Origin of the sequence: Kosakonia oryzendophytica (assembly GCF_900094925.1) — a bacterium.
GTDB lineage: Bacteria > Pseudomonadota > Gammaproteobacteria > Enterobacterales > Enterobacteriaceae > Kosakonia > Kosakonia oryzendophytica.
In genome coordinates, this window is the sequence record NZ_FMAY01000004.1 from 100,597 (window position 1) to 126,633 (window position 26,037).

Here is a 26,037-nt window from a genome sequence, read left to right on the forward strand (position 1 = left end):
ACAAATGCAAGAGAAAACCATCATGCTGTGTAATAAAGCAATACTCTTAAGCACTATACTTTTGTTCTCAGCGACGGCAATGGCAGAAAAAATCGTCTGCCCGACAACACTACAGATTAAAAATAAACCTCACCGATTGAGTGATGTCAGCCTTTTTAGCGGGCCTCCTGAAGAACGTGGTGAATTAATCCCGGATACCGAAGACGATACGGTGTGGACGATAAGAGGTTACCCCTTCTACGACAGTACGGGCGAAGTGCCTTTTTATCTTGTTTGCAAGTATAAAGGCACGAAAGAGACCGTCACGTTGAAAGTACCGGACAGCGCCAAAAAATGTTCCGCCTGGCTGGAAGGCGGCATAAATCATCTGTTTGCGGCGTGCGAATAGAGGATAAAAAGAAGATTCCTTATATTTAACCAGGAATATACAGGCCACCTTCAGGTGGCCTTTTTTTAGCCAAAAAATATACCAGCAGAACAAAAAAAATACGTTTGCTTACACGCTCACTCTTTTCCGAAAAAAAACCTCTATTGATGAAGTGCTGATGCTGTTACAACCGACTTCGTTTTCTTTGCAAGCTCTTCTGAGAATAAAGTGACCTCATTGTGCTTTCTGTGAATTTCTGTTGTACGAGGATGTTATTCACATCACTCAGAAGAAATCCAGACAGACAATAAAAGAGAAACATTATTCACAAAAAAATGAAAATCAATGAGGAACAGCCATGTCTGAATATGATGATACCTGCACCGTCCATGATACATGGAGCGGTCCAATTTGTTCTTTTGATGGTAATAACAAACCCGGAGGAACAACGTCCAATGGTGACGGGAGTCGCGATGCCGTCGGGGGCGTAACCGATAAAACTAAAATCGTTGTTGTTAGTACCAAAGAGTACAGTGGCGCTTATATGTCGATGTGCACAACGAACCTGAGTGTTCATGAGGGTTTTAAAAACGCCATGTATCAGGATAGCGAAGGAAATATTACCGTTGGCATCGGACATTTAATTGTTAATCTTACCGCAGCGCTGGCATTACCCTTCACCCGCACACATACCACTCACGGGCACGGTGATGATGAAGACACGGAAGTATCGGCGAGTGATAAAGATATAACTACAGCATTTAATGCTATTAAAGCAAACCCTAAAGCCTGGACGTTGGCTCATTTAACAAATAAAGCAGTTATTGAAACCTGTATCAAAGATGTTCAAACCACAGAGGCGGGTTTGCGCGGACTCTATTCAGACTATGATAGTTTTCCTGATGGCGTAAAAACTGCCCTTGTGGATATGGGATTTAATCTGGGGATCGGCAAGCTTAAAAGTGCCTTCCCCGCTTTCAATGCCGCTGTTAATAAAAAGGACTGGGCGACAGCAGCAAAAGAATCGCACAGAACAAAAATTTCTGAGTCCCGTAATACGGACACAGCCAATCAGTTACTCTCTGCGGTAAAAAAATAAACGCAAAGGCGCACGATGCTGCGCCTTTTTTCTCCCCACACCTTAATAGCATGAGCATTCTGCCAGGCCCGGCTATGAAACGTTACGCCTTATCCCCTCTCCATCGCGTGGGTGAACTGCTGTTCAAGCATAGAACGTCCCCACTGCTCACCCTGCCATTCCCTGGTCAGCCTGAAGCCGAAAGATTCATAAAGACGTCGTGCAGCGTGAAGACCACTAAAGGTCCAGAGTTGGACTGCTGAGAATTGTTGCTCATCGCAAAACTGCATCGCGCGGGCAAGCAACTGGCGACCGATGCCAGTACCACGACATATATCATCGAGAATAAACCAGCGCAGATGTGCTTCATTATTTCCCAAGTCTTCCCCATCAATAGCCACCGATCCAACCACCCGCCCATCCAGAACCGCGAGCCAAATGTTGTTGCGCTCGCTTTCCAGTCGGCCAGCAAATTCGGCCAGGCCCGAAGCCACTTTGCTCTCAAAAAAATACCCAAAACCATAATGGTTCGAGTAGTAGTTCGCATGCATTTCGCTGATACGGCCAATCATCCCCGGCAGATAACCGGTGATAATGTCAGGCTTGTCGCCAGGAGGAAGTGGCGTGCCTTTCCGGCAGGCTTCCAGTGCAGAAGCATAGGCTGAGAGGCCGCTAGCTACCATACTTTGCCGGGCGGGATCCAGGTACTCCATCGCTTGCTGCACACGCGTCTCACCGTAGCTGTTTATGCGAGATACACTCTCCTTTCCCTGTGCGGTCAGCACCAGCTTCTTGTACCGTGCATCCTCCGCCAGCGGTACCTCCTGTAATTCGCCCGCACGAATGAGTTTCGCCAGCATTCGACTGACACTGGACTTCTCCAAACCAAGCAGTTGCACCAGTTGTGCAGCAGTGACGGAGCCGCGCATTCCTACTTCCAGCAGAGTATGCACTGCCGAGGGAGAGTAATCGGTAGCGGCAAGCGTGCTGTTCATAAATCCCAGTTCACGAACCATCTGACGCGATGCCACACGGATGTCGTTGATAAGCTCAGGTGCTGCCATGGTATGACCCGTTCAGAATAGGTAGTTGCACAATACAACCATCTATTATTCAGCCTGTCAATTGTAAAACGATGTAAGAGGAGAAATAGATTTTTTATAAACGCAACGACACATCTCATTTTCACGTTTACCAGGCAGCCAGCTTAAACGTTATAAAACCGACACTATCAGCACTATTCCCATACAGTCTGGTTCATTACACCACAGCGGAAATTCCTGATATGCAAGATGCCACTCTCGAATTTATGCCACACGCGACATAATGCACTGGTTATATAAATCATTCCCTCTACTCATTTATACTATTTTTTCTTCGCTCAATTAAATATTTTCGTTGATTTTCAGTTTTACTTGCCAACTGAAGATCTTCCATCCAGGAACCCAGCTTTTCTTTATTTTTATGCATGAGAAAAAAATTAACATATGAGACATTAATTTCATCTCCGCACCGCTCGCAAAAGACTTTTCTTTTTATTAAAAAAGGGATTGTCTTAATATCAAAAAAAGTCACCCACTCTGTCTCAGAATAGAGCCCCCATGATTTTTCACAACCACAATTATAACAATAATTGTTAATAAAATACGGAGTTCTGCAACTTTCCTTTAACCACCCGAAGATAATAAACACACATCACCCCAATAATTTGTTATTTTGAGATTTTCCTGACCTGCTTTGCGAAAGCATATTAACAGAATGAAATATCACAGCATATATGCATGTCGATGTAATATAAAAATACCACTCTCTTCGGTTATATAGGATTTTAATATCACCCTAAATTAAACTCCAGGCACAAAAAAGCCGCACTTAAATACGTGCGGCGTTGGTAGAATTTTTTGATATTTTACTGGATCTTATCCGCCTGAATCGTGGCGTATCCGGTGTTATCAACGCAGTTATCATCTGTGACAAACGCCATAAACGTTGCCGGCGTAGGTACATTCACCGTAATTGGTGTATTACCCAGCGTTGTTCCCCAGCGAGCGTTGCCAAGCCCTCCCTGCAAATAAATAGTGCTGATGTTGCAGCCATTCGCTAACGAACCGTTCATACAACTCATGTTATTAGAGGGCAATGACATTTTATATGTGCCAGGTGCCAGCTGGAATTGCAATGCTGTACCGACCTGAACTTGCACATTACTTAGCGGTGGATAAATACAATGCGCCTTAGCGCCGATTACGAAAGATTCGGCCTGACTTCCAAACGACAGGAAACCAAGCAGGAAGAGTGCATGTAATTTGGTTTTCATGGTTAACATTCCTTTCATAGAGAACGAGATAACGTTATGGCAGCGCTGCCGAAACAGAGATTACCTTTCTCGACTCAACCTCATCCAGGCGATGCTGTCTTGATATATACCAAACAACAAACCTGACACGGTATGCAGCCAACTGCTATTTGCAGACACACACCGAAGCACACCGCACCGCTTTAATCGCTATAAATTTTGCCCGGAGACCTGTACAATCCCTGCCCTAAGCATCCTATAACTGATTATTTTTTGAACTATGAGCAATGTGAACCTGCAGCCGAAAATCGGCTTTGTCTCTCTTGGTTGTCCGAAAAACCTGGTGGATTCTGAACGTATCCTTACCGAACTGCGTACCGAAGGCTACGACGTTGTACCTACCTATGACGATGCCGATATGGTGATCGTCAACACCTGCGGTTTTATCGACAGCGCAGTACAAGAGTCGCTGGAAGCCATCGGCGAAGCGTTGAACGAAAACGGCAAAGTGATCGTCACCGGCTGCCTGGGCGCAAAAGAAGATCAGATCCGCGAAGTGCACCCGAAAGTGCTGGAAATCACCGGACCGCACAGCTACGAGCAGGTGCTTTCTCATGTTCACCATTATGTACCGAAACCGAAACACAACCCGTTCTTAAGCCTGGTGCCGGAACAGGGCGTGAAATTGACGCCGCGTCACTACGCTTATCTTAAAATTTCCGAAGGCTGCAACCATCGCTGCACCTTTTGCATCATCCCCTCGATGCGCGGCGATCTGGTCAGCCGCCCGATTGGCGATGTACTGGCGGAAGCCAAACGTCTGGTGGATGCCGGAGTGAAAGAGCTGTTAGTGATCTCTCAGGACACCTCCGCCTACGGCGTTGACGTTAAACACCGTATGGGCTTCCACAACGGCGAGCCAGTAAAAACCAGCATGGTCGGCCTGTGTGAGCAACTGGCGAAACTCGGCGTCTGGACGCGTCTGCACTACGTCTACCCCTATCCGCACGTGGATGATGTTATTCCGCTGATGGCCGAAGGTAAAATCCTGCCGTACCTGGATATTCCGCTTCAGCACGCCAGCCCGCGCATTCTGAAACTGATGAAGCGCCCGGGCTCTGTCGATCGGCAGTTGGCGCGCATCAAGCAGTGGCGTGAAATCTGCCCGGAGCTGACCTTGCGTTCTACGTTTATCGTCGGCTTCCCGGGTGAAACCGAAGAAGATTTCCAGATGCTGCTCGATTTCCTGAAAGAAGCACGTCTGGATCGCGTTGGCTGCTTCAAATACAGCCCGGTCGAAGGCGCTACCGCCAATGAACTGGCGGATCAGGTGCCAGAAGAGATTAAAGAAGAGCGCTGGAACCGCTTTATGCAACTGCAACAGCAGATCTCTGCTGAACGTTTGCAGGAAAAAATCGGTCGCGAAATCCTGGTGATTATTGATGAAGTGGATGACGAAGGTGCGATTGGTCGCAGCATGGCAGATGCACCGGAAATTGACGGTGCCGTCTACCTGAACGGCGAAACCGCTGTGAAGCCGGGCGATGTTGTCCGTGTGAAAGTGGAAAACGCCGACGAATATGATCTGTGGGGCACCCGGGTTTAAATCGTTTTAACCCTCACCCCACCCCTCTCCCTGAAAGGGAGAGGGAGAAAAGCACTATCCCCTGCTGCCGCTGTACGGAGCGGGAATCAACAAAACCGCACCGCGCGTTTGTCTCTCCTCCGCTCTCTCCCTGAAAGGGAGAGGGAGAAAAGCACTTTCTCCCGTTGCCGCCGTGCGGAGCGGGAATCAACAAAACCGCACCACGCGTTTGTCTCTCCTCCGCTCTGTCCCTGAAAGAGAGAGGGAGAAAAGCACTATCCCCTGCTGCCGCTGTGCGGAGCGGGAATCAACAAAACCGCACCGCGCGTTTGTCTCTCCTCCACTCTGTCCCTGAAAGAGAGAGGGAGAAAAGCACTATCCCCTGCTGCCGCTGTGCGGAGCGGGAATCAACAAAACCGCACCGCGCGTTTGTCTCTCCTCCATTCTGTCCCTGAGGGAGAGGGAGAAAAGCACTATCTCCCGTTGTCACTGAGCGAAGCGGGAATCAACAAAACGGCGCCGAACGGTTCCCTCGCCCCTTCGGGGAGAGGGTTAGGGTGAGGGGAAACCAGCACTATCCCTTAATCTTCGGATCCAGTGCGTCGCGCAAACCATCTCCCAGCAGGTTAAACGCCAGCACGGTCAAAAAAATTGCCAGTGACGGAAACAGCGCAACATGCGGCGCTATCACCATATCGGCCCGCGCTTCATTCAGCATTGCGCCCCACTCCGGCGTCGGCGGCTGTGCCCCCATCCCCAGAAACGAAAGGCTGGCGGCAGAGATAATCGAGGTGCCGATACGCATGGTGAAATAGACCACAATCGACGACACCGTGCCTGGCAGAATATGGTGGAACAGGATCACCGCATCGCTGGCACCAATGCTGCGGGCGGATTCAATAAAGGTTTGCTGTTTCAGCACCAGCGTATTGCCGCGCACCAGACGGGCAAACGCCGGAACCGAGAATACCGCCACGGCGATAATCACATTCGCCATTCCGCTGCCCATCACCGCCACCACCGCAATCGCCAGCAGAATACCGGGGAAAGCGAACAGCACATCGCAGATGCGCATGATGATTCGGTCCCACCAGCCTTCGTAGTAGCCCGCCAGCAGCCCCAGCACCGTGCCAATCAGTGCGCCAATCAACACGGCAAACACCCCGGCGGCCAGCGAAATCTGCGCCCCCACCAGTACGCGGCTAAAAATATCACGCCCGAGAGAATCAACACCAAACAGGTGCACCAGTGACGGGCCGTCATTCAGGCGGTCATAATCAAAGTAGTTTTCTGCATCGAACGGAACAATCCACGGGGCGATAATCGCCAGCAGGATCAACAACAGCACAAACAGCCCGGCGGTCATCGCCAGCGGCTGGCGGCGAAAACGTCGCCAGAACTCATCCCATGGGGTGCGCACATGGCCCGGTTTGACCACGGGCATGGCGTTTAAAATCGCCTGTCGACGCCAGTTTAACAGTCGCATCCTTACTTATACCTGATCGCAGGGTTAATGGCGGCGTAGAGCACATCCACCACTAAGTTGATAAGAATAAACTCCAGCGAGAAGAGCAAAACTTCCGCCTGGATTACCGGGTAGTCGCGCATCTCAACGGAGTCCACTAGCAATCGCCCTAATCCCGGCCAGTTAAAGACTTTTTCCACCACAATCGATCCGCCAAGCAGAAAACCGAATTGCAGCCCCATCATCGTCACCACCGGGATCATCGCGTTGCGCAGGCCATGTTTGAGGATAACCCAGCGCTCGCTCACGCCTTTCGCGCGGGCCGTACGCATATAGTCTTCGTTCAGCACCTCAACGAATGACGCGCGAGTAAAGCGCGCCATCACTGCTGCGACCGCCGCGCCCAGCGTCAGAGAGGGCAAAATATAGTGCCGCCAGCTATCCGCCCCCACGGTCGGCAACCAGCCCAGCTCAACGGAGAAAAGCTGCATCAGCGCCATCCCCAGCGCAAAAGCCGGGAAGGAGATGCCGGTCACCGCCAACGCCATACCCAGGCGATCCGGCCAGCGGTTACGCCACACTGCGGCAGCAATCCCCGCCCCAAGACCAAACAGCATCGCCCAACCCATGCTGGTAAGGGTTAGCAGCAGCGTGGGCATAAAGCGACTGGCGATCTCTTCCGACACCGGGCGACGGGAAGCCATTGAGATCCCGAAGTCCCCCTGCACCACATTGGTAATGTAGTGCCAGAACTGCACCCACAACGGTTGATCAAGCCCCAGTTGGCTGCGCACCATGGCGATCACCTGCGCGTCCGCCTCCGGCCCGGCAATCAGTCGCGCCGGATCGCCCGGTAATAAATGCACAAATAAAAACACCAGCACAGCCACGATCAATAATGTCGGAACCAGGCCAAGCAGGCGTTTGATGATATAATTCAGCATCGCTCGTTCCATGCCCCCCGCGGTCCTGCAAGGGGGAATGCGTTAGGGTTGCAAATCAGCATCGTCAAAACTGAACCCGGTATCCGGCATGATGTAGAACCCGGTCAGCTTCTTGTTATGCGCCGAAACCAGTTTTTCCACAACCAGCGGCACCCACGGAGAATCCTGCCAGATAATGTCCTGCGCCTGTTTATACAGACGTGCTTTTGTCTCCGTGCTGGTTGTCTTCAGCGCGTCGGTAAAATCTTTATCTACCTGTGGGTTACGATAAAAAGCGGTATTAAACTGAGTTGGCGGCCAGTTCCAGGAGGCAAACAGCGGCGATAATGCCCAGTCTGCTTCTCCGGTTGAGGCAGACCAGCCAGTGTAAAACATTCGCACCCCGCTCTCTTTCTGCCCTTTACCTTCCACTTCCGCCGCACGCTGCCCGGCATCCATCGCCGTCACCTGCACTTTAATGCCCACCTGCGCCAGCTGCTGCTGGGTAAATTGCAGCACCTTCTGCGCGGTGCTGTGATTATGCGAAGACCACAAGGTGGTGCTGAACCCTTGCGGATAACCCGCCTCTTTCAGCAATTCCCGCGCTTTAGCCGGATCGTAGGGCCACGCCGGGTAATCCTGCGAGTAGGCAATAGTTGGCGGTACGACGCCCGTCGCTGGCGTGGCGTACCCGGCAAAGGCCACTTTTACCAGCGCCTGACGGTTAATGGCATAGTTAATCGCCTGGCGTACTTTCGGGTTATCAAACGGTTTTTGCGTCACATTCATACTGATGTAACGCTGCATAATCGACGGGCTGGCGACCAGCTCGAGCGTGCTGTTGCGTTTGAGGATTTCCGCCTGCTCGTAAGGGATAGGGAAAGCGAACTGTGCTTCCCCGGTTTGCAGCATTGCCGCACGCGTGTTGTTATCCACCACCGGTCGCCAGGTGATAGAATCCAGCTTCGGCAGGCCTTTTTGCCAGTAGCCCGCAAACTTCTTCACCTTCACATAATCGGTCTGGTTCCAGGCCTCAAACGCGTACGGCCCGGTGCCCACCGGGTGGAAACCAATATCGTCGCCGTATTTTTTCAGTGCTGCCGGAGAGATCATCGCCGTCGCCGGGTGCGCCAGAATATTAATAAATGCCGAGAACGGCTGTTTGAGGGTGATTTTCACCGTCGAGGGATCAACCACCTCGGTTTTGTCGATGTTCTTATACAGGTTGTAACGCTTCAGGCTGTTCGCCGGATTGCTGGCACGATCGAGGTTCGCTTTCACCGCGGCGGCATCGAAATCCGTACCATCCTGGAACTTCACCCCCTGGCGCAACGTAATGGTGTACACCAGCCCATCGTCGGAGACGGTGTAGCTTTTCGCCAGGACATTCTCCAGTTTCATCTCTTTATCAAGGCCAAACAGTCCCTGATAAAAGGATTTCGCCACGGCCTGTGACAGGGTGTCATTCGCGTCATAAGGATCGAGCGTGGTGAAATTGGATCCCACGGCGACAACCACGTCTTTCGCGGCAAGGACTGGGGCAGCGATCAGCATAGATATCACACCAAGCGCGACCAGCCCGTTACGTGAAACGCATTGTGTCATGTTGTTCTCCAGAAAAACCCTGCCAGTGCTCAGTTAAAAACGGGACTGCGTGTTGCCGGGCGTGGAGCGGGCAACAAAGTGCCCCGGCCCTACGTTCTGCAGCTGTACACGCTGCATCGACTCGCCGCGTTTGCGGATATTGCTGGGCATGTCATCAGACAACAACACGCGCTGCGCATGACGATGCGCCGGGTCGGCGACGGGAACCGCCGACATCAATTTACGCGTATAAGGATGCTGCGGGTTCTCAAACACCGCACGACGCGGGCCAATCTCCACGATTTGCCCGAGATACATCACCGCAACCCGGTGGCTAATGCGCTCCACCACCGCCATATCATGAGAAATAAACAAAAATGCTATTCCCAACTCGCGCTGCAGATCGAGTAACAGATTAATGATTTGCGCGCGGATAGAGACGTCCAGTGCCGAGACGGCTTCATCCGCCACCACCACACGCGGGTTAAGCGCCAGCGCCCGCGCAATACAAATACGCTGGCGTTGACCACCGGAAAATTCGTGCGGATAACGCCACGCATGCTCCGGTTTCAACCCAACACGCTCCAATAGCCATGTGACCCGTTTTCGCCCCTCTTCTTCGCCGAGAAGGTTATGTACCCTCAGCGGTTCAATAATCGAATCACCTACCGTCTGGCGCGGGTCGAGCGACGCGTACGGATCCTGGAAAATAAACTGAATATCCCGGCGTAAACGCTGCAGTTTACCGGCAGGCAAGGTATCAATGCGCTCACCGTTAAAGGTAATCGAGCCGCCCTGATTCTCCACCAGCCGCAGCAGCGCCCGCCCAGTCGTCGATTTGCCGCTACCGGACTCTCCCACCAGCGACAGCGTTTCGCCGGGCCATAAATCAAAACTGATCCCCTCCACCGCATGCACTTCTTTGTTCACGCGGTTGAGAATGCCGCTGCGCAACGGGAAGCGCGCCACCAGATCCCGCACCTGCAAAATGGGCTCGCCCGGCACCACGGTATCCTGCTCGATCTCCGCTTCCTGATGCAGCGGGTCTTTGGCTGAAATCAGCGGGAAGCGCCGCGGCAGATCGCGACCATTCATCGCGCCCAGTTTAGGCACGGCAGTCAACAACGCTTTGGTATAAGGATGCTGTGGATTACGGAAAATCTGTTCCACGCTACCGGTTTCCACCGCTTCACCCTGGTTCATCACCAGCACACGGTCGGCGATATCCGCCACCACGCCCATATCATGGGTGATAAAAATCACCCCCATCGACATCTCTTTTTGCAACACAGAGATCAGTTGCAGGATCTGCGCCTGGATGGTGACATCCAGCGCAGTGGTCGGTTCATCAGCAATCAACACCGCCGGGCGGCACGACAGCGCCATTGCGATCATCACACGCTGGCGCATCCCGCCGGAAAGCTGGTGCGGGAAACGGGAAAGAATAGACTGTGATTCGGGAATACGCACCAGGTCGAGCATCCGCCGCGCTTCAATTAATGCCTCTTCGCGCCCCAGTTTCTGGTGCAGGCGAATCGACTCGGCAATCTGCTCACCCACCGGAAACACCGGGTTGAGCGAGGTCATCGGCTCCTGGAAAATCATCGCAATATCCGCCCCGCGCACGCTGCGCATTTGCGATGCTGAGAGCGTGGTCAGATTCACTTTCTGCCGGTTGCGGCGCGTCAGATACATGTGATCGCAACTGACTTCGCCACCCGCCTGTTCAATCAGGCGCAACAGCGATAAGGCAGTCACGGATTTGCCGGAACCGGACTCACCGACAATCGCCAGCGTTTCGCCCCGTTTCAGCGAGAAAGAGAGATGACGTACCGCCGGGGTGATTTGTTTATCATCGCGAAACCCGATCTGCAAATTGCTGACATCAAGCACAACCTCTGCTTCAGCCTCAAACCCTTGCGACACCCCAGACTCCTTATTCACGATAAATGCCTACGCTTGGCGTATCACCCGCATAGCCCCAGGCGCGATACATCCCCTCACTGTTAAACGGCAAAGCGACGTTACCTTCCCGATCGATGGCGATTAGTCCGCCACTCCCGCCCAGCGCCGGTAATTTTTCCATCACCACCGCTTCACAGGCTTCGTGCAGACTAAGGCCACCGTAATCCATCAATGCGGCGATATCGTAAGCCGCCAGCGTACGGATAAATACCTCGCCCGTGCCAGTACAGGAGACCGCCACACTGGCGTTGTTGGCATAACACCCGGCGCCGGGGAGCGGGCTATCTCCCACGCGCCCGGGCAGTTTGTTGGTCATACCGCCCGTGGAGGTTGCCGCCGCCAGATTGCCATGCTTGTCCAGCGCCACTGCGCCGACAGTCCCCATTTTACTGCTTTCATCGAGCGGCGCAGAGCCATGATCAAGCGTCGTTAGCCCCGCATCACGTGCCTGCAGTAACTGCTCAAAACGTTCCGGTGTGGAAAACAGACTCGGCGATACCGCGGCCATACCGTGGGAGAAGGCAAACTGCTCAGCGCCTTCACCAATCATCAGTACATGCGGGCTTTGATCCATCACCAGACGCGCTGCAAGGATAGGGTTACGCAGACGACTGACGCCCGCCACCGCGCCCGCCAGCAAGGTATTGCCGTCCATAATGCACGCGTCCAGTTCATGGGTTTCATCACGAGTGAAGACTGCGCCAATCCCGGCGTTAAACAGCGGGCACTCTTCCAGTAGTCGTACCGCTTCGGTCACCACATCCAGCGCGCTTTCGCCGGCCTCCAGCATGCGTTGCCCGACCTCCACGATCGACGAAAGCACGTGCGCATAGCGCTGCTCTTTCTCCGGGCTCATCCTGGCGCGGGCGATCGCCCCGGCCCCGCCGTGTATTGCAATGACTGCTTTTGCCATAGTTTTCGCCCGGTTTTACTTTGTCTGCGAAGATTTCTGAATATAGAAAGTCGTTACAACGATGTAAAGAGACGTGATTACAATGGGGTAGGCGTAAGGCATTCAGACACGGGTCCTTTTCTGCCATAATAAGCGCTTCAACGCGTTGACTGGATAATAAATATGGAATCCTCACATGGCCTGATGTCGCTTGATACGGCCCTCTCTCAGATGTTGTCACGCATTACGCCGCTAAACGACCGCGAAACCCTACCGCTGACGGCCTGTTTTGGTCGCGTGGTGGCGCAGGATATTATTTCTCCCCTGAATGTACCAGGTTTTGATAACTCAGCGATGGATGGTTACGCTGTGCGTCTCGCCGACCTGCGCAGCGGAACACCTTTACCGGTCGCCGGTAAAGCGTTTGCCGGGCAGCCCTTCGACGGCGAGTGGCCGACAGGGACCTGCGTGCGCATTATGACCGGTGCGCCAATCCCCGCCGGGTGCGATGCGGTGGTGATGCAGGAACAGACGGAACAGAGCGATGCGGGGATCCGCTTTACCGCCAATGTGCGTGAAAATCAGAATATCCGCCGCGCCGGTGAAGATATCCAACAAGGTGCGTGCGTCTTTCCTGCGGGCACCAAACTGACCGCGGCCGAACTGCCGGTACTGGCGTCGCTGGGCATTGCCGACATCCCGGTCGTGCGTAAAGTGCGTGTGGCGCTTTTTTCCACCGGGGATGAGCTGCAACGGCCAGGGCAACCGCTGGCAGAAGGGCAAATTTACGATACCAACCGCCTGTCAGTACACCTGATGCTGGCGCAACTGGGCTACGAGGTCATTAACCTCGGGATTATTCCTGACGATCCGCAGAAATTGCGCGAGACCTTTATCGCTGCCGATAGCCAGGCCGATGTGGTGCTCAGCTCTGGCGGCGTGTCCGTGGGCGAAGCGGATTACACCAAAACCATACTGGATGAGCTGGGTGAAATTGCCTTCTGGAAGCTGGCGATCAAACCCGGTAAACCGTTCGCCTTTGGCAAACTCCGCCACAGCTGGTTCTGCGGTCTGCCTGGCAACCCGGTTTCAGCAACCCTTACCTTCTACCAACTCGTGCAGCCCTTGCTGGCAAAACTGAGTGGCGATACTGCGCCTGTGCAGCCGCTGCGTTTTCGCGCCCGGGCGACAGAACGCCTGAAAAAATCGCCGGGGCGTCTCGACTTCCAGCGCGGTGTGGTAAGCCGTGGCGAAGACGGCACGCTGGAAGTACGCAGTACCGGGCATCAGGGTTCGCATATTTTCAGCTCCTTCAGCCAGGGTAACTGCTTTGTGGTGCTGGAGCGCGAACGCGGCAACGTTGAAGCGGGTGAATGGGTGGATGTGGAGATGTTCAATCATCTCTTCGGAGGCTGACAATGGTCGAAGAACTCAGTGATGCGGAGATGATGCGCTATAACCGCCAGATTATTCTGCGCGGCTTTGATTTTGACGGTCAGGAGCGGTTAAAAGCCGCACGCGTACTGGTGACGGGCCTTGGCGGGCTGGGCTGCGCGGCGGCGCAGTACCTGGCCGCTGCCGGGGTGGGTCAGATGACGCTACTGGACTTCGACACCGTGGCGCTCTCCAATCTGCAACGCCAGACGCTGCACAGCGATGTGAGCATTGGCATGGCGAAAGTCGACTCCGCCCGTGACGCGCTGCTGCGTATTAACCCGCATGTGCGCTACGCAACGTTAAATGCATTGCTGGATGAAGCGGACCTGTTTGCTCAAATTGCCGCACATGATCTGGTACTGGATTGCACCGATAATGTCGCCATCCGCAATCAGTTAAACGTGGGGTGCTTCCGGCATAAAACGCCGCTGGTTTCCGGTGCCGCTATCCGCATGGAAGGACAGATCAGCGTCTTTACCTGGCAAGATAACGCGCCCTGTTACCGCTGCCTGAGCCGTCTGTTTGGCGAAAACGCCCTCACCTGCGTGGAAGCAGGCGTGATGGCACCCCTGGTCGGCGTCATAGGTTCATTACAGGCGATGGAAGCCATCAAAGTGTTGACCCACTATGGCACGCCAGCGGCGGGGAAAATCGTGATGTACGATGCGATGACCTGCCAGTTCCGCGAAATGAAACTGCTGCGCAACCCTACCTGTGAGGTGTGTGGCGACTAACGCCTGAGTGCCGGATGGTGCGAGGCTATCCGGCCTGTAAACCTGGCCAGGACAGCCAGCAGAAGCGCCAAAATGTGACCGTTCCCATACTTTAGACCCCACCCTCCGCAACCCGTCAGAGAATTGACCTTTGTCAAAATAACTTTCATTCGAAAGTAATTTAATCTTCATATGCAATATGGAGACGGTTATGATTTTCAACATTCAGCGCTATTCCACCCATGATGGCCCCGGCATCCGCACGGTCGTGTTCCTGAAAGGATGCTCGTTGCGCTGCCGCTGGTGCCAGAACCCGGAAAGCCGGGCACGCACGCGGGAGTTACTGTTTGATGCGCGGTTGTGCCTTGCAGGCTGCACTCTGTGCCAGCAAGCGGCCCCGCAGGTAATTGAGCAGGCGCTGAATGGCATGCTGATCCACCGGGAAAAGCTCAATGACACACACCTGGATGCCCTGACGCACTGCTGTCCAACCCAGGCGTTGACTGTTTGCGGAGAAGAGCAATCCGTTGATGACATCATGGCAACCGTCCTGCGCGATAAGCCGTTTTATGATCGCAGTGGCGGCGGGTTGACCCTGTCCGGCGGTGAGCCGTTTATGCAACCAGACTTGGCGCAGGCGTTGTTACAGGCCAGCCACCAGCAAGGCATCCATACGGCGGTGGAAACCTGTTTGCATGTGCCCTGGCGCTATATTGAACCTTCGCTGCCGTTTGTTGACCTCTTCCTGGCGGATTTAAAACATGTGGATGAGGCGCTATTCCACCAGTGGACCGACGGCAGTGCCAGGCGCGTACTCAACAATCTTCAACGCCTGGCGCAGGCGGGCAAACAGATCATTATCCGCGTACCGCTGATCCCGGGTTTCAACGCCGATACCGCGTCCATCAGCGCCATCACGACCTTTGCCGCAGAGGTATTAAAGGTTCGCGATATCCATTTTCTGCCGTATCACACGCTGGGCATCAATAAATATCACCTGCTCGGCGAATCCTACTCGGCCCCTGAGAAGCCGCTTGATGATCCGCAATTGCTGGACTTTGCTCAGCACAAAGCCCGCCTGAGCGGTCTGACCGCGACATTACGAGGATAAAACGATGACTACGCTGCAATTGAACACGCTGACCGACCGCATCAAGGCGCATAAAACCGCGCTGGTACATATTGTTAAACCGCCGGTCTGCACCGAACGCGCACGCCATTACACCCATATCTACCAGCAGCATCTGGATAAACCCATCCCGGTGCGCCGTGCACTGGCGCTGGCCCACCACCTGGCGCAGCGCACTATCTGGATCAAACACGATGAGCTGATTATCGGTAACCAGGCCAGCGAAGTCCGCGCCGCGCCAATCTTTCCGGAGTACACCGTTTCATGGATCGAAAAAGAGATTGATGATCTGGCGGACCGCCCCGGTGCGGGGTTTGCCGTCAGTGACGAGAATAAACGCGTGCTGCATGACATTTGCCCGTGGTGGCGCGGCCAGACCGTGCAGGATCGCTGTTACGGCATATTTACCGATGAACAAAAAGCGCTGCTGGAGACGGGTATCATTAAAGCGGAAGGCAATATGACCTCCGGCGATGCCCATCTGGCAGTGAACTTTCCGCTGCTGCTGGAACGGGGGCTTGACGGGCTACGCCATCAAGTCGATGAGCGCCGCACACGCATTAACCTGACGGTGCTGGAGGATCTGCACGGAGAGCAGTTCCTGAAAGCCATTGATATCGTGCTGGAAGCGGTCAGCCTGCACATTGAACGCTTTGCCGACCTTGCACGTAAAATGGCCAGCGAAGAGCCGCGTGAACAGCGCCGCAACGAACTGCTGGCAATCGCGGAAAACTGCCGGGTGATTGCCCATGAGCCACCGAAAACCTTCTGGCAAGCGTTGCAATTGTGCTACTTCATCCAATTGATTTTGCAGATAGAATCCAACGGCCACTCGGTGTCGTTCGGTCGAATGGATCAGTATCTCTACCCTTATTATCGCCGCGACGTGGAGTTGCAGCAGTCGTTGCAACGGGAAGACGCTATCGAGTTGTTGCACAGCTGCTGGCTGAAGCTGCTGGAAGTGAACAAAATCCGCTCCGGTTCGCACTCTAAAGCCTCTGCGGGCAGCCCGCTGTACCAGAATGTGACCATCGGTGGTCAGCTATGGCGCAACGGCGAAGCCCAGGATGCGGTCAACCCGCTCTCTTACGCCATCCTTGAGTCCTGCGGTCGCCTGCGCTCCACGCAACCGAACCTCAGCGTGCGTTACCATGCCGGGATGAGCAATGACTTTCTTGACGCCTGTGTGCAGGTGATCCGCTGCGGTTTCGGCATGCCTGCGTTTAATAACGATGAAATCGTGATCCCGGAATTTATCAAACTCGGCGTTGAACCTGCGGATGCGTACGACTACGCGGCAATTGGTTGTATCGAAACCGCGGTCGGCGGCAAGTGGGGCTACCGCTGTACCGGTATGAGCTTTATCAACTTCGCCCGTGTGATGCTGGCAGCGCTGGAAGGCGGTCGCGATGCCACCAGCGGGAAAGTGTTCCTGCCGCAAACTCAGGCGCTGTCCGAAGGGAATTTCCCTGGCTTTGATGACGTGATGCACGCCTGGGATCGGCAGATCCGCTACTACACGCGTAAATCCATTGAAATTGAGTATGTGGTCGACACCATGCTGGAAGAGAACGTCCCGGATATTCTCTGCTCCACGCTGGTAGATGACTGCATTGAGCGGGCAAAAAGCATTAAACAAGGGGGCGCTAAATATGACTGGGTGTCCGGTTTGCAGGTCGGTATCGCCAACCTCGGCAACAGCCTGGCGGCAGTGAAAAAGCTGGTTTTTGACCAGGGGCTTATCGGGCAACAGCAACTGGCGCAAGCGCTGGCAGAAGACTTTGACGGCCTGACGCACGAGCAACTCCGCCAGCGACTGATAAACAGCGCGCCAAAATACGGAAACGATGATGACAGTGTCGATACGTTACTGGTACGCGCCTATCAAACCTATATTGATGAGCTGAAGCAGTATCACAATCCGCGCTACGGTCGCGGCCCGATTGGCGGTAATTATTACGCCGGAACCTCCTCTATCTCCGCTAACGTACCGTTTGGCGCCGCCACCATGGCGACACCGGACGGGCGTAAAGCGAAAACGCCGCTGGCGGAAGGGGCCAGCCCGGCCTCCGGCACAGACCACCTTGGGCCAACGGCGGTTATCAGCTCGGTGGGTAAACTGCCGGTCGGCGCGATCCTTGGCGGTGTGTTGCTCAATCAGAAGTTAAACCCCGCCACGCTGACTAACGACAGCGACCGGCAAAAACTGATGGCGCTGCTGCGGACATTCTTTGAGGTGCATAAAGGCTGGCATATTCAGTACAACATCGTGTCGCGCGAGACGCTGATTGATGCGAAAAAACACCCGGATCAGTATCGCGATCTGGTGGTGCGGGTGGCCGGGTATTCAGCATTCTTTACTGCCCTGTCGCCGGATGCGCAGGACGATATCATTGCCCGCACCGAACATACATTGTGATATATCCCCCTCACCCTAGCCCTCTCCCCACAGGGGAGAGGGAACCGGCCTGTTCGGCATTCCCCTCACCCTAGCCCTCTCCCCACAGGGGAGAGGGAACCGGCCTGTTCGGCATTCCCCTCACACTGCCCCTCTCCTCACAGCGGAGAGGAAACCGGCCTGTTCGGCTTTCCCCTCACCCTAACCCTCTCCCCACAGGGGAGAGGGAACCGGCCGGTGCGGCATTCCCCTCACACTGACCCTCTCCTCACAGCGGAGAGGGAAGCGGCCGGTGCGGCTTTCACCTCACTCTGTCTCTCTCCCCACAACGGAGAGGGAACCGGCCGGTGCGGCTTTCCCTTCACCCTGACCCTCTCCCCACAGCGGAGAGGGAACCGGCCGGTGCGGCTTTCCCTTCACCCTGACCCTCTCCCCACAGCGGAGAGGGAACCGGCCGGTGCGGCTTTCCCCTCACCCTGACCCTCTCCCCACAGCGGAGAGGGAACCGGCCGGTGCGGCATTCCCCTCACCCTGACCCTCTCCCCACAGCGGAGAGGGAAGCGGCCGGTGCGGCTTTCCCTTCACCCTGACCCTCTCCTCACAGCGGAGAGGAAACCGGCCGGTGCGGCATTCTCCTTCCTCTGGTCGTCTCCCCATGGCGAAGGGTGAACGGTTTTTCTCCCTCTCCCTTCCAGGGAGAGGGCCGGGGTGAGGGTTACCGCAACATTCCTCTCTTCCCCCGCCTGTTTCTTAACCCTCCACTTTCATTCGAAATAAAATTTGTGCATCGGCTCACATTCTCTCTAGAATGTTACTCGTCGTAGTTACATTCAGGAGCCAGGTATGACCGTCAAAGTTATCGTCACGGATATGGACGGAACTTTCCTTGATGACGCCAAGCAGTACGATCGCACACGCTTTATGGCGCAGTTCAAACAACTTCAGCAGCGCGGTATTGAGTTTGTGGTCGCCAGCGGCAACCAGTATTACCAGCTGATCTCCTTTTTCCCGGAGCTGAAAGAGACCATCTCCTTTGTCGCCGAAAACGGCGCGCTGGTGTATGAGCACGGTCAACAGTTGTTCCATGGCGAGCTGACGCGCCACGAGGCGCAAGTGGTGATTGGTGAGCTGCTGAAAGACAGGAGTCTCAACTTTGTCGCCTGCGGTCTGGAAAGCGCTTATGTCAGCGAAAATGCCCCGGCGGAATTTGTCGATTTGATGTCGAAGCACTACTACCGTTTAAAACCGGTACGTGACTTCCAGCAAATTGACGACACGTTGTTTAAATTCTCACTTAACCTGCCGGACAGTGAAATCCCACAGTTGATTGATGAACTGCATGTCTCACTCGATGGCATCATGAAACCTGTCACCAGCGGTTTTGGGTTTGTCGATTTAATTATTCCCGGACTGCATAAAGCCAACGGCATTACCCGCTTGCTCAAACGCTGGCAGGTTTCACCACAGCAGTGTGTGACCATTGGCGACAGCGGCAATGACGCCGAGATGCTGCGTATGACCGATCTCTCCTTTGCCATGGGCAATGCCGGTGAGGCGATCAAGGCCATTGCTCGCCACCAGACCGATGACAACAATCAACAGGGCGCACTGAATGTGATTCAGGCCGTCCTCGACCATACCACCCCGTTTAACCGCTAATCTTCTGCCGGAGCGTCTGTTCCGGCTTCTTCTGCCTTGTCACTTTTCCGCCTTGTGTTCCCCATCAAGTTTTTAAACTTGCATTAACTTATTTTTAACTTAAATTATCATATGTAACTTAAATAACTTTCGAATGAAAGATTGAGAGGTTCATATGACTTTTACCCACGAGACGCTGCCCACCGATCACCAGGCGTCCATTCGTCAGATGAAACAAGAACTGCGTGCGCAGATTGGTGATGTACAGGCCGTCTTTAACCAACTGAGCGAACGGATTGCCGCCCGCGTGGCTGAGATTAACGACCTGAAGGCACAGGGAGACGCCGTCTGGCCGCAGATCCCCTTCGCCGATATTGCTAACGGGCGGGTAACCGAAGCGCAGCGGGCGCAGATTAAACAGCGTGGATGCGCGGTAATTAAAGGGCATTTCCCCCGCGAACAGGCGCTTGGCTGGGATCGCTCAATGCTCGATTACCTTGATCAGAACCACTTTGACGATCTCTACAAAGGGCCGGGCGACAGCTTTTTTGGCACGCTGGAGGCTTCGCGCCCGGAAATTTACCCCATTTATTGGTCGCAAGCACAAATGCAGGCGCGTCAGAGCGACGAAATGGCCGCGGTACAATCGTTTCTGAACCGGTTGTGGCGCTTTGAAAGTGAAGGAAAACAGTGGTTCGATCCGGATGTGAGCGTGATCTACCCGGACCGCATCCGCCGCCGCCCACCAGGCACCACCTCGAAAGGTCTCGGCGCGCATACCGATTCCGGCGCACTGGAGCGCTGGCTGTTACCGGCTTATCAGCGTGTTTTCGCCAGCGTGTTTAGCGGCAAACCGGAGGAGTACGATCCGTGGAATGCCGCGCACCGTACCGAAGTAGAAGAGTACACCGTGGATAACACCACCAAATGCTCGGTATTTCGTACCTTCCAGGGCTGGACAGCATTGTCGGATATGATCCCTGGACAGGGTTTGCTGCATGTGGTGCCGATCCCGGAAGCGATGGCGTATATCCTGTTGCGCCCGTTGCTTGACGATGTGCCAGATGAGGAGCTGTGCGGTGTTGCACCGGGACGCGTTCTGCCGGTTTCAGAGAAGTGGCATCCGCTGCTGATCGCGGCGCTGACCAGCATTCCTGCGCTGGAGGCCGGAGATTCGGTGTGGTGGCATTGTGATGTGATCCACGCCGTCGCACCGGTCACCAACCAGCAGGGCTGGGGCAATGTGATGTACATTCCTGCCGCGCCGCTGTGCGAGAAAAACCTCGCCTATGCACGCAAGGTGAAAGTCGCCCTGGAACAAGGCGCATCACCGGGGGACTTTCCTCGCGAAAACTACGAAAGCGACTGGTCGGGGCGCTTCACGCTAAACGATCTGAACAGGCACGGTAAACGCGCGCTGGGCATCGACATTTAAGCGTCGTATAACCCTTCGCGCTCCACGGCGGTGCGTTGCTGCCCAGCGCGTATCCGCCGTACCGACTCACGCACCGCAAGCAGGCCGTTAAGCAGTAACGAACCGGTCGGCGCTTGCGGGCGGATCAGCCGCTGTTGCAGCAGGTGCACTGCTTCAATACCCAGTTCATCACGCGGTACGTGTACCGCCGTGAGCGGCACATCCTGAATGGCAGCCAGATTAAACGCATCAATGCTCATCACCGACACATCCTGCGGCACGCGTAATCCCCTCTGCTGCAACGCGCGCACCGTCCCTTCCGCCATAAAATCGCCACCCACCAGAAACGCGGTCGGTGTGAGCTTATTCGCCGGGGAGTCCAGCCACTCCGCCACCCGTAACTCAGCCTCTTTGGCGCTAAAACTCGGAACGGTGATCAGATCCCGCTTGCTGTTAAAGCGCAGATTCTGTTGCTGCCAGGCAGCTTTGATCCCGGCCAGGCGCAAATCCATGGTATAGCGACGCAGGCACATAACATTCACCACGTCCCGGTGGCCCATATCAAAAAGATAGCGCGCGGCAAACTCACCAATCGTCTGGTGATCCGGTGCAATAGATGGCAGACGCATACGCCTGTCGCGGCAATTGATCAGCACGCAGGGTTTACCGAGATCCGCCGCCAGCTCATGAATATGCGGATCGTCAATGCCTAACAGGATCGCCGCCTGGGTTTCCGGCGCATTCATACGTGCAAGGAATTCATTGGCATCGCTGTCCAGTTCTTCCAGTGCGCAATAACGCAGCCGCACTTCATGGGGATCCAATGCTTTGTTAATGCTCTGAATAACGCGGTAATAAAAGATGTCAGAACGTTCATCAAAAGCCCGTTGCGGTGCGAAAACGATCAGGTTATTGAGCAGCAAACGCCCGGCAGCAATCCCCTCCATGACGCCCAGCTCGCGCGCACACGCCAGCACTGCCGCCCTGGCTTTTTCGCTGGTGTTCGCCTTTCCCGCCAGCACGCGGGAAACGGTGCTGGTCGACAGGTTGGTCCGGTGGGCAATTTCGCTGATTTTGAGCTTTTTATCCATTCTGTGATCTTGCTCCGTTTCCGAAATGGGAAAATTTTCATGAGGCAACAACCCATATATTCATGGCCTGAAATGGATTTTGCCCCATGATAAGCATCATTAATGGGAATCCTTGCACAAAATCCGCTATGGCTGCCGATCTTTCTCGCCTAACGTAAACATGTCGTACAACTTCCATACTAGTTGTATGTGAAATAACGACATAAACGGAAAAAAATCATCACGCGAACCAATCCGGTATAACACATTCCGGGTGGCGCGCTTCGACTTCCCTACAAGACGATGTGCGGAGAAAAGAATGAGCCAGGGAATCAACAACGAAATGGCGGCCAGTAAGAGCCGCCGGATAGTCAAAAAACTACGCTGGTGGGTATTGGTGCTGTTTTTATTCGGCGTGACGGTGAACTATATCACCCGTAACTCGCTGGGTATTCTGGCCCCGGAACTGAAAACCAGCCTCGGCATTACCACAGAACAATATTCGTGGATTGTCGGTGCGTTTCAGTTGGCTTACACCCTCTTTCAGCCACTCTGCGGCTGGCTGATTGATGTGGTTGGCCTGAAACTCGGCTTTATGGTGTGTGCCATTATCTGGGCGTTGGCCTGTATTTTCCATGCTGGCGCAGGTAGCTGGCTGCACCTGGCGATATTGCGTTTCACCATGGGCGCATCAGAAGCCGCGGCAACCCCGGCGAACGCCAAAACCATCGGCGAATGGTTCCCGAAATCCGAACGCCCGGTCGCTGCCGGTTGGGCGGGGGTGGGTTTCTCCATCGGTGCAATGCTGGCACCGCCCATCATCTACTTTGCTCATGCCTCTTTTGGCTGGCAGGGCGCCTTTATGTTTACCGGCGTATTGGCGCTGCTGTGGGTCATTTTGTGGTGGGCGTTTTACCACAATCCGGATAAACACCCGAACCTGAGTAAAGATGAACTGGCGTTTATCCAGCAGGATAATGAACCGCCAGCCGTCAAGCTGCCCTTCCTGACCGCACTGAAAACGGTGTCGAAAAACAAACGTTTCTACGGGATCGCCATCCCGGCGTTTATGGCGGAGCCTGCCTGGGCGGTGCTGAGCTTCTGGGTACCGCTCTATCTGGCAAAAGAGCACGGTATGGATCTGAAACAGATCGCCATGTTCGCCTGGTTGCCGTTCCTTGCCGCCGACCTCGGTAGCGTAGCGAGCGGCTACCTGACCAAACTCTATACCCGCTGGTTTGGCTGCACCCGCGTTAACTCCGTGGTTGCCAGCTCCGTCACCGGCGCATTCCTGATGATTTCGTTAGCCATTGTCGCTATCACCCGGGATCCGTACATCACCATCGTGTTGATCTCGATTGGCGGTTTTGGTCATCAAATCATCTCCTGCATGCTGAGTGCGCTGGTGGTGGAGTCGTTCGATAAAGGCCAGATGGCGACCGTGAATGGAATGCGCGGCTCCGCGGCGTGGATCGCCAGCTTCCTCTTCTCGCTGTTAATTGGCGTTACCGCCGACAAAATCGGCTTTAACCCGCTGTTTATTGCTATGGGTTTCTTTGACCTGATTGGCGCTATTTTCCTGGTAGCATTTATTGCTGAACGTCGCGCAAAACGCGCATGATTGTGGATGTCTGATATGAAAACCCTGAAGAACTGGACGTTGCAAAAACAGGCGGCTCACCACGTTGAGCTATTGGTGGACGGGCAACATACGCTGTGCCTGTATATCCTTGAGGAGAACCTGTTCCGCGTACTGCTAAAGCGTAAGGGCGAGCTGGCGCTGGACAGAACCTGGAGCATTGCGCCGGGTGAAGATGTGCCATGGGAAGGCCGTTCCCGCGAGGATTTATCCGGTTTCGGTCTGCCTACATGGTCGCTCACTGAGCAGCAGGATACGCTGACGGTGCAAAGCGCGCAGTTACGGGTGACCGTGCACCAACCGCTGTGGCTGGAGTGGCACTACCGTAATGACGCGGGTGAGTGGCAGTGGCTGGCGGGGGATCGCCCGACCAGCGCCTATCTGCTGAATGCGCACGGCGATGGCGTCGCGCACTATCTGAGCCGTAAAAAAGAGGAACGTTTTTATGGCCTCGGCGAAAAAGCCGGCAACCTGCAACGTAACGGTCAGCGCTACGAAATGCGCAACCTTGATGCCATGGGTTATAACGCGGCCAGTACCGATCCGCTGTACAAACATATCCCGTTTACCCTGACCCGCCGTGACGATATCAGCTATGGCCTGTTTTATGACAACCTCAGCAATTGCTGGCTGGATCTGGGCAATGAGATCGATAACTACCACACTGCCTTTCGCCGCTGGCAGGCGGAAGCGGGCGATATCGATTACTACCTGTTTACCGGCGCACGCGCGCTGGATGTCACCAAAGCCTTTGTACGTCTAACCGGGAAAACGCTGTTCGGACCGAAATGGAGCCTGGGCTACAGCGGTTCAACCATGCATTACACTGACGCGCCGGATGCGCAAAACCAGCTGATGAACTTTATTCGCCTGTGCGAAGAACACGCCATTCCGTGCGATTCGTTCCAGCTCTCTTCCGGCTATACCTCGATCAACGGTAAGCGTTATGTCTTTAACTGGAACTATGACAAGGTGCCACAACCGAAAGTAATGACCCAGGCATTCCACGATGCCGGGCTGAAACTGGCGGCGAATATCAAACCTTGCCTGTTGCAGGATCACCCACGTTACAACGAGGTGGCGGAAAAAGGCTTGTTTATTCGCGATTCCGAAACCGATGCGCCAGAACGTTCAAGCTTCTGGGATGATGAAGGCTCCCATCTTGATTTCACCAATCCGCAGACCGTAGCCTGGTGGCAGGAAGGCGTGACCACACAATTGCTGGAAATGGGTATTGACTCTACCTGGAACGACAATAACGAGTTTGAAGTGTGGGACGGCGAAGCGCGTTGCCAGGGATTTGGCCGTGAAATCGCCATCAAACATATTCGCCCGGTGATGCCACTGCTGATGATGCGAGCGTCAATGGAAGCCCAGCAACGTTTCGCACCGCAAAAACGCCCGTACCTGATCTCGCGCTCCGGCTGCGCCGGGATGCAGCGTTATGTACAAACCTGGAGTGGCGACAACCGCACCAACTGGGATACCTTGCGCTACAACACCCGGATGGGCCTCGGGATGAGCCTGTCCGGCTTGTATAACGTGGGTCATGACGTGGGCGGTTTCTCCGGCGATAAACCGGACGCAGAACTGTTTGTTCGCTGGGTGCAAAACGGTGTGATGCATCCGCGCTTTACCATTCACTCCTGGAATGACGACCAGACGGTGAACGAGCCGTGGATGTACCCGGCCATCACCCCGGCCATCCGCAGTGCGATTGAATTACGCTACCGCCTGCTGCCGTACCTGTATACGTTGTTGTGGCAAGCGCACGCCGATGATGAACCGATGCTGCGCCCCACGTTCCTCGATCACGAGCATGACGCGCAAACCTTTGAGGAGTGCGATGACTTCCTGCTGGGTCGTGACATTCTGGTTGCGAGCGTGGTGGAGCCAGGACAGCGCGAGCGCCGTGTCTGGCTGCCGGCCAATGACACCGGTTGGTATGATTTCTACAGCGGGACCTGGTATGCGCCAGGCCAGTGGATAACGCTGAATGCTCCGCTGGAAACCCTGCCACTGCTGGTGCGCGCCGGTGCCGGTTTGCCGCTGAGTGCGCGCATTACCCACGTGGATGCGCAAGCGGACACGACCCGTGAACTGCAACTGTTCCCGGTCAAAGGCTCGGGGCGTTCCGACGGGCTGCTGTTTGAAGATGATGGTGAATCCTGGGGTTATAAAGATGGCAATGCGCTGTGGCTGGAGTGGGAAATGGTCTGCACCGGCAGCGAGGTGGAGCTGCGGATACGCACGCGCGGCGACTACCGCCCGGCGTGGAAGGTCCTGAAAGTGACGCTGCCGGCCAGTGATAAGCGCACATTGCGTGTCAATGGTGTGGCGGCAAACGAGTGGATACTGGCGTAATTTCCCCTCACCCTGCCCTCTCCTCATAGGGGAGAGGGTAAAATACGGGCACCAGCATCACCGGGGAGAGGGTAAAACAC

19 protein-coding genes are annotated in these 26,037 nt (G+C 54.7%); 11 read left to right on the forward strand and 8 right to left on the reverse strand.

Translation table 11 applies throughout. The features are described 5' to 3' along the window. The first annotated feature begins 4 nt into the window (after positions 1–4). Together GA0061071_RS08630 and GA0061071_RS08635 are read left to right on the forward strand one after the other, a co-directional pair. A complete protein-coding gene (locus tag GA0061071_RS08630; protein ID WP_245191411.1) occupies positions 5–388 on the forward strand; it encodes an STY0301 family protein in 384 nt (127 codons plus the stop codon). Positions 389–725: 337 nt separating this feature from the next. Beyond that, entirely contained in the window at positions 726–1,466 is a 741-nt protein-coding gene (locus tag GA0061071_RS08635; protein WP_245191412.1) for a glycoside hydrolase family protein, read from the forward strand. 89 nt (positions 1,467–1,555) lie between these two features. Here GA0061071_RS08635 and GA0061071_RS08640 read toward each other — a convergent pair whose 3' ends face one another. Together GA0061071_RS08640 and GA0061071_RS08645 are read right to left on the reverse strand one after the other, a co-directional pair. Beyond that, positions 1,556–2,509, reverse strand: coding sequence for a bifunctional helix-turn-helix transcriptional regulator/GNAT family N-acetyltransferase (locus GA0061071_RS08640; protein WP_088237150.1), 954 nt, complete (start codon positions 2,507–2,509; stop codon positions 1,556–1,558). A gap of 845 nt (positions 2,510–3,354) precedes the next feature. Beyond that, positions 3,355–3,762 (reverse strand): hypothetical protein, encoded by a 408-nt coding sequence (locus tag GA0061071_RS08645; protein WP_071889957.1) that lies wholly within the window; start codon positions 3,760–3,762, stop codon positions 3,355–3,357. A 259-nt stretch (positions 3,763–4,021) separates the two neighbouring features. On the opposite strand from GA0061071_RS08645, the gene rimO reads away from it, so the two are divergent. Then, positions 4,022–5,347 (forward strand): 30S ribosomal protein S12 methylthiotransferase RimO, encoded by a 1,326-nt coding sequence (rimO, locus tag GA0061071_RS08650; protein WP_061494594.1) that lies wholly within the window; start codon positions 4,022–4,024, stop codon positions 5,345–5,347. A gap of 553 nt (positions 5,348–5,900) precedes the next feature. On the opposite strand, the gene gsiD is transcribed toward rimO, so the two are convergent. The 5 genes from gsiD to iaaA are packed head-to-tail and all read right to left on the reverse strand — an operon-like array spanning position 5,901 to position 12,176. Then, entirely contained in the window at positions 5,901–6,812 is a 912-nt protein-coding gene (gene gsiD / locus GA0061071_RS08655) for a glutathione ABC transporter permease GsiD (protein WP_088237149.1), read from the reverse strand. Between the two features lie 2 nt (positions 6,813–6,814). After that, a complete protein-coding gene (gene gsiC, locus GA0061071_RS08660; protein ID WP_088237148.1) occupies positions 6,815–7,735 on the reverse strand; it encodes a glutathione ABC transporter permease GsiC in 921 nt (306 codons plus the stop codon). Positions 7,736–7,777: 42 nt separating this feature from the next. Next, complete coding sequence (gsiB, locus tag GA0061071_RS08665) at positions 7,778–9,319, reverse strand: glutathione ABC transporter substrate-binding protein GsiB (RefSeq protein WP_088237147.1); 1,542 nt, start codon at positions 9,317–9,319, stop codon at positions 7,778–7,780. 33 nt (positions 9,320–9,352) lie between these two features. After that, complete coding sequence (gene gsiA / locus GA0061071_RS08670) at positions 9,353–11,224, reverse strand: glutathione ABC transporter ATP-binding protein GsiA (RefSeq protein ID WP_061494590.1); 1,872 nt, start codon at positions 11,222–11,224, stop codon at positions 9,353–9,355. A gap of 10 nt (positions 11,225–11,234) precedes the next feature. After that, entirely contained in the window at positions 11,235–12,176 is a 942-nt protein-coding gene (iaaA, locus tag GA0061071_RS08675; RefSeq protein WP_088237146.1) for a beta-aspartyl-peptidase, read from the reverse strand. Between the two features lie 162 nt (positions 12,177–12,338). On the opposite strand from iaaA, the gene moeA reads away from it, so the two are divergent. From moeA to GA0061071_RS08705, 6 genes are all read left to right on the forward strand, one after another. After that, positions 12,339–13,571, forward strand: coding sequence for a molybdopterin molybdotransferase MoeA (gene moeA / locus GA0061071_RS08680; RefSeq protein WP_088237145.1), 1,233 nt, complete (start codon positions 12,339–12,341; stop codon positions 13,569–13,571). 2 nt (positions 13,572–13,573) lie between these two features. After that, positions 13,574–14,326: a molybdopterin-synthase adenylyltransferase MoeB gene (gene moeB, locus GA0061071_RS08685; protein WP_088237144.1), complete on the forward strand. Its 753-nt coding sequence runs from the start codon at positions 13,574–13,576 to the stop codon at positions 14,324–14,326. A gap of 190 nt (positions 14,327–14,516) precedes the next feature. Then, positions 14,517–15,416, forward strand: a complete 900-nt coding sequence (locus tag GA0061071_RS08690) for a glycyl-radical enzyme activating protein (RefSeq protein WP_088237143.1) — start codon at positions 14,517–14,519, stop codon at positions 15,414–15,416. A 4-nt stretch (positions 15,417–15,420) separates the two neighbouring features. Then, positions 15,421–17,853, forward strand: coding sequence for a formate C-acetyltransferase/glycerol dehydratase family glycyl radical enzyme (locus GA0061071_RS08695; protein ID WP_088237142.1), 2,433 nt, complete (start codon positions 15,421–15,423; stop codon positions 17,851–17,853). A gap of 822 nt (positions 17,854–18,675) precedes the next feature. Then, positions 18,676–19,491 (forward strand): Cof-type HAD-IIB family hydrolase, encoded by an 816-nt coding sequence (locus tag GA0061071_RS08700; protein WP_088237141.1) that lies wholly within the window; start codon positions 18,676–18,678, stop codon positions 19,489–19,491. A gap of 154 nt (positions 19,492–19,645) precedes the next feature. Further along, positions 19,646–20,905, forward strand: coding sequence for a DUF1479 domain-containing protein (locus GA0061071_RS08705; RefSeq protein WP_088237140.1), 1,260 nt, complete (start codon positions 19,646–19,648; stop codon positions 20,903–20,905). Here the strand turns inward: GA0061071_RS08705 and GA0061071_RS08710 are convergent. Next, positions 20,902–21,975, reverse strand: coding sequence for a LacI family DNA-binding transcriptional regulator (locus GA0061071_RS08710; RefSeq protein WP_139109648.1), 1,074 nt, complete (start codon positions 21,973–21,975; stop codon positions 20,902–20,904). The two genes, GA0061071_RS08705 and GA0061071_RS08710, sit on opposite strands and share 4 nt — an antisense overlap. 298 nt (positions 21,976–22,273) lie before the next feature. Between GA0061071_RS08710 and GA0061071_RS08715 the strand changes: the two genes are divergently transcribed. Both GA0061071_RS08715 and GA0061071_RS08720 read left to right on the forward strand, forming a co-directional pair. Then, positions 22,274–23,575, forward strand: coding sequence for an MFS transporter (locus tag GA0061071_RS08715; RefSeq protein ID WP_061494581.1), 1,302 nt, complete (start codon positions 22,274–22,276; stop codon positions 23,573–23,575). 15 nt (positions 23,576–23,590) lie between these two features. Next, a complete protein-coding gene (locus GA0061071_RS08720; RefSeq protein WP_088237197.1) occupies positions 23,591–25,957 on the forward strand; it encodes a glycoside hydrolase family 31 protein in 2,367 nt (788 codons plus the stop codon). The last annotated feature ends 80 nt before the right edge of the window (positions 25,958–26,037 follow it).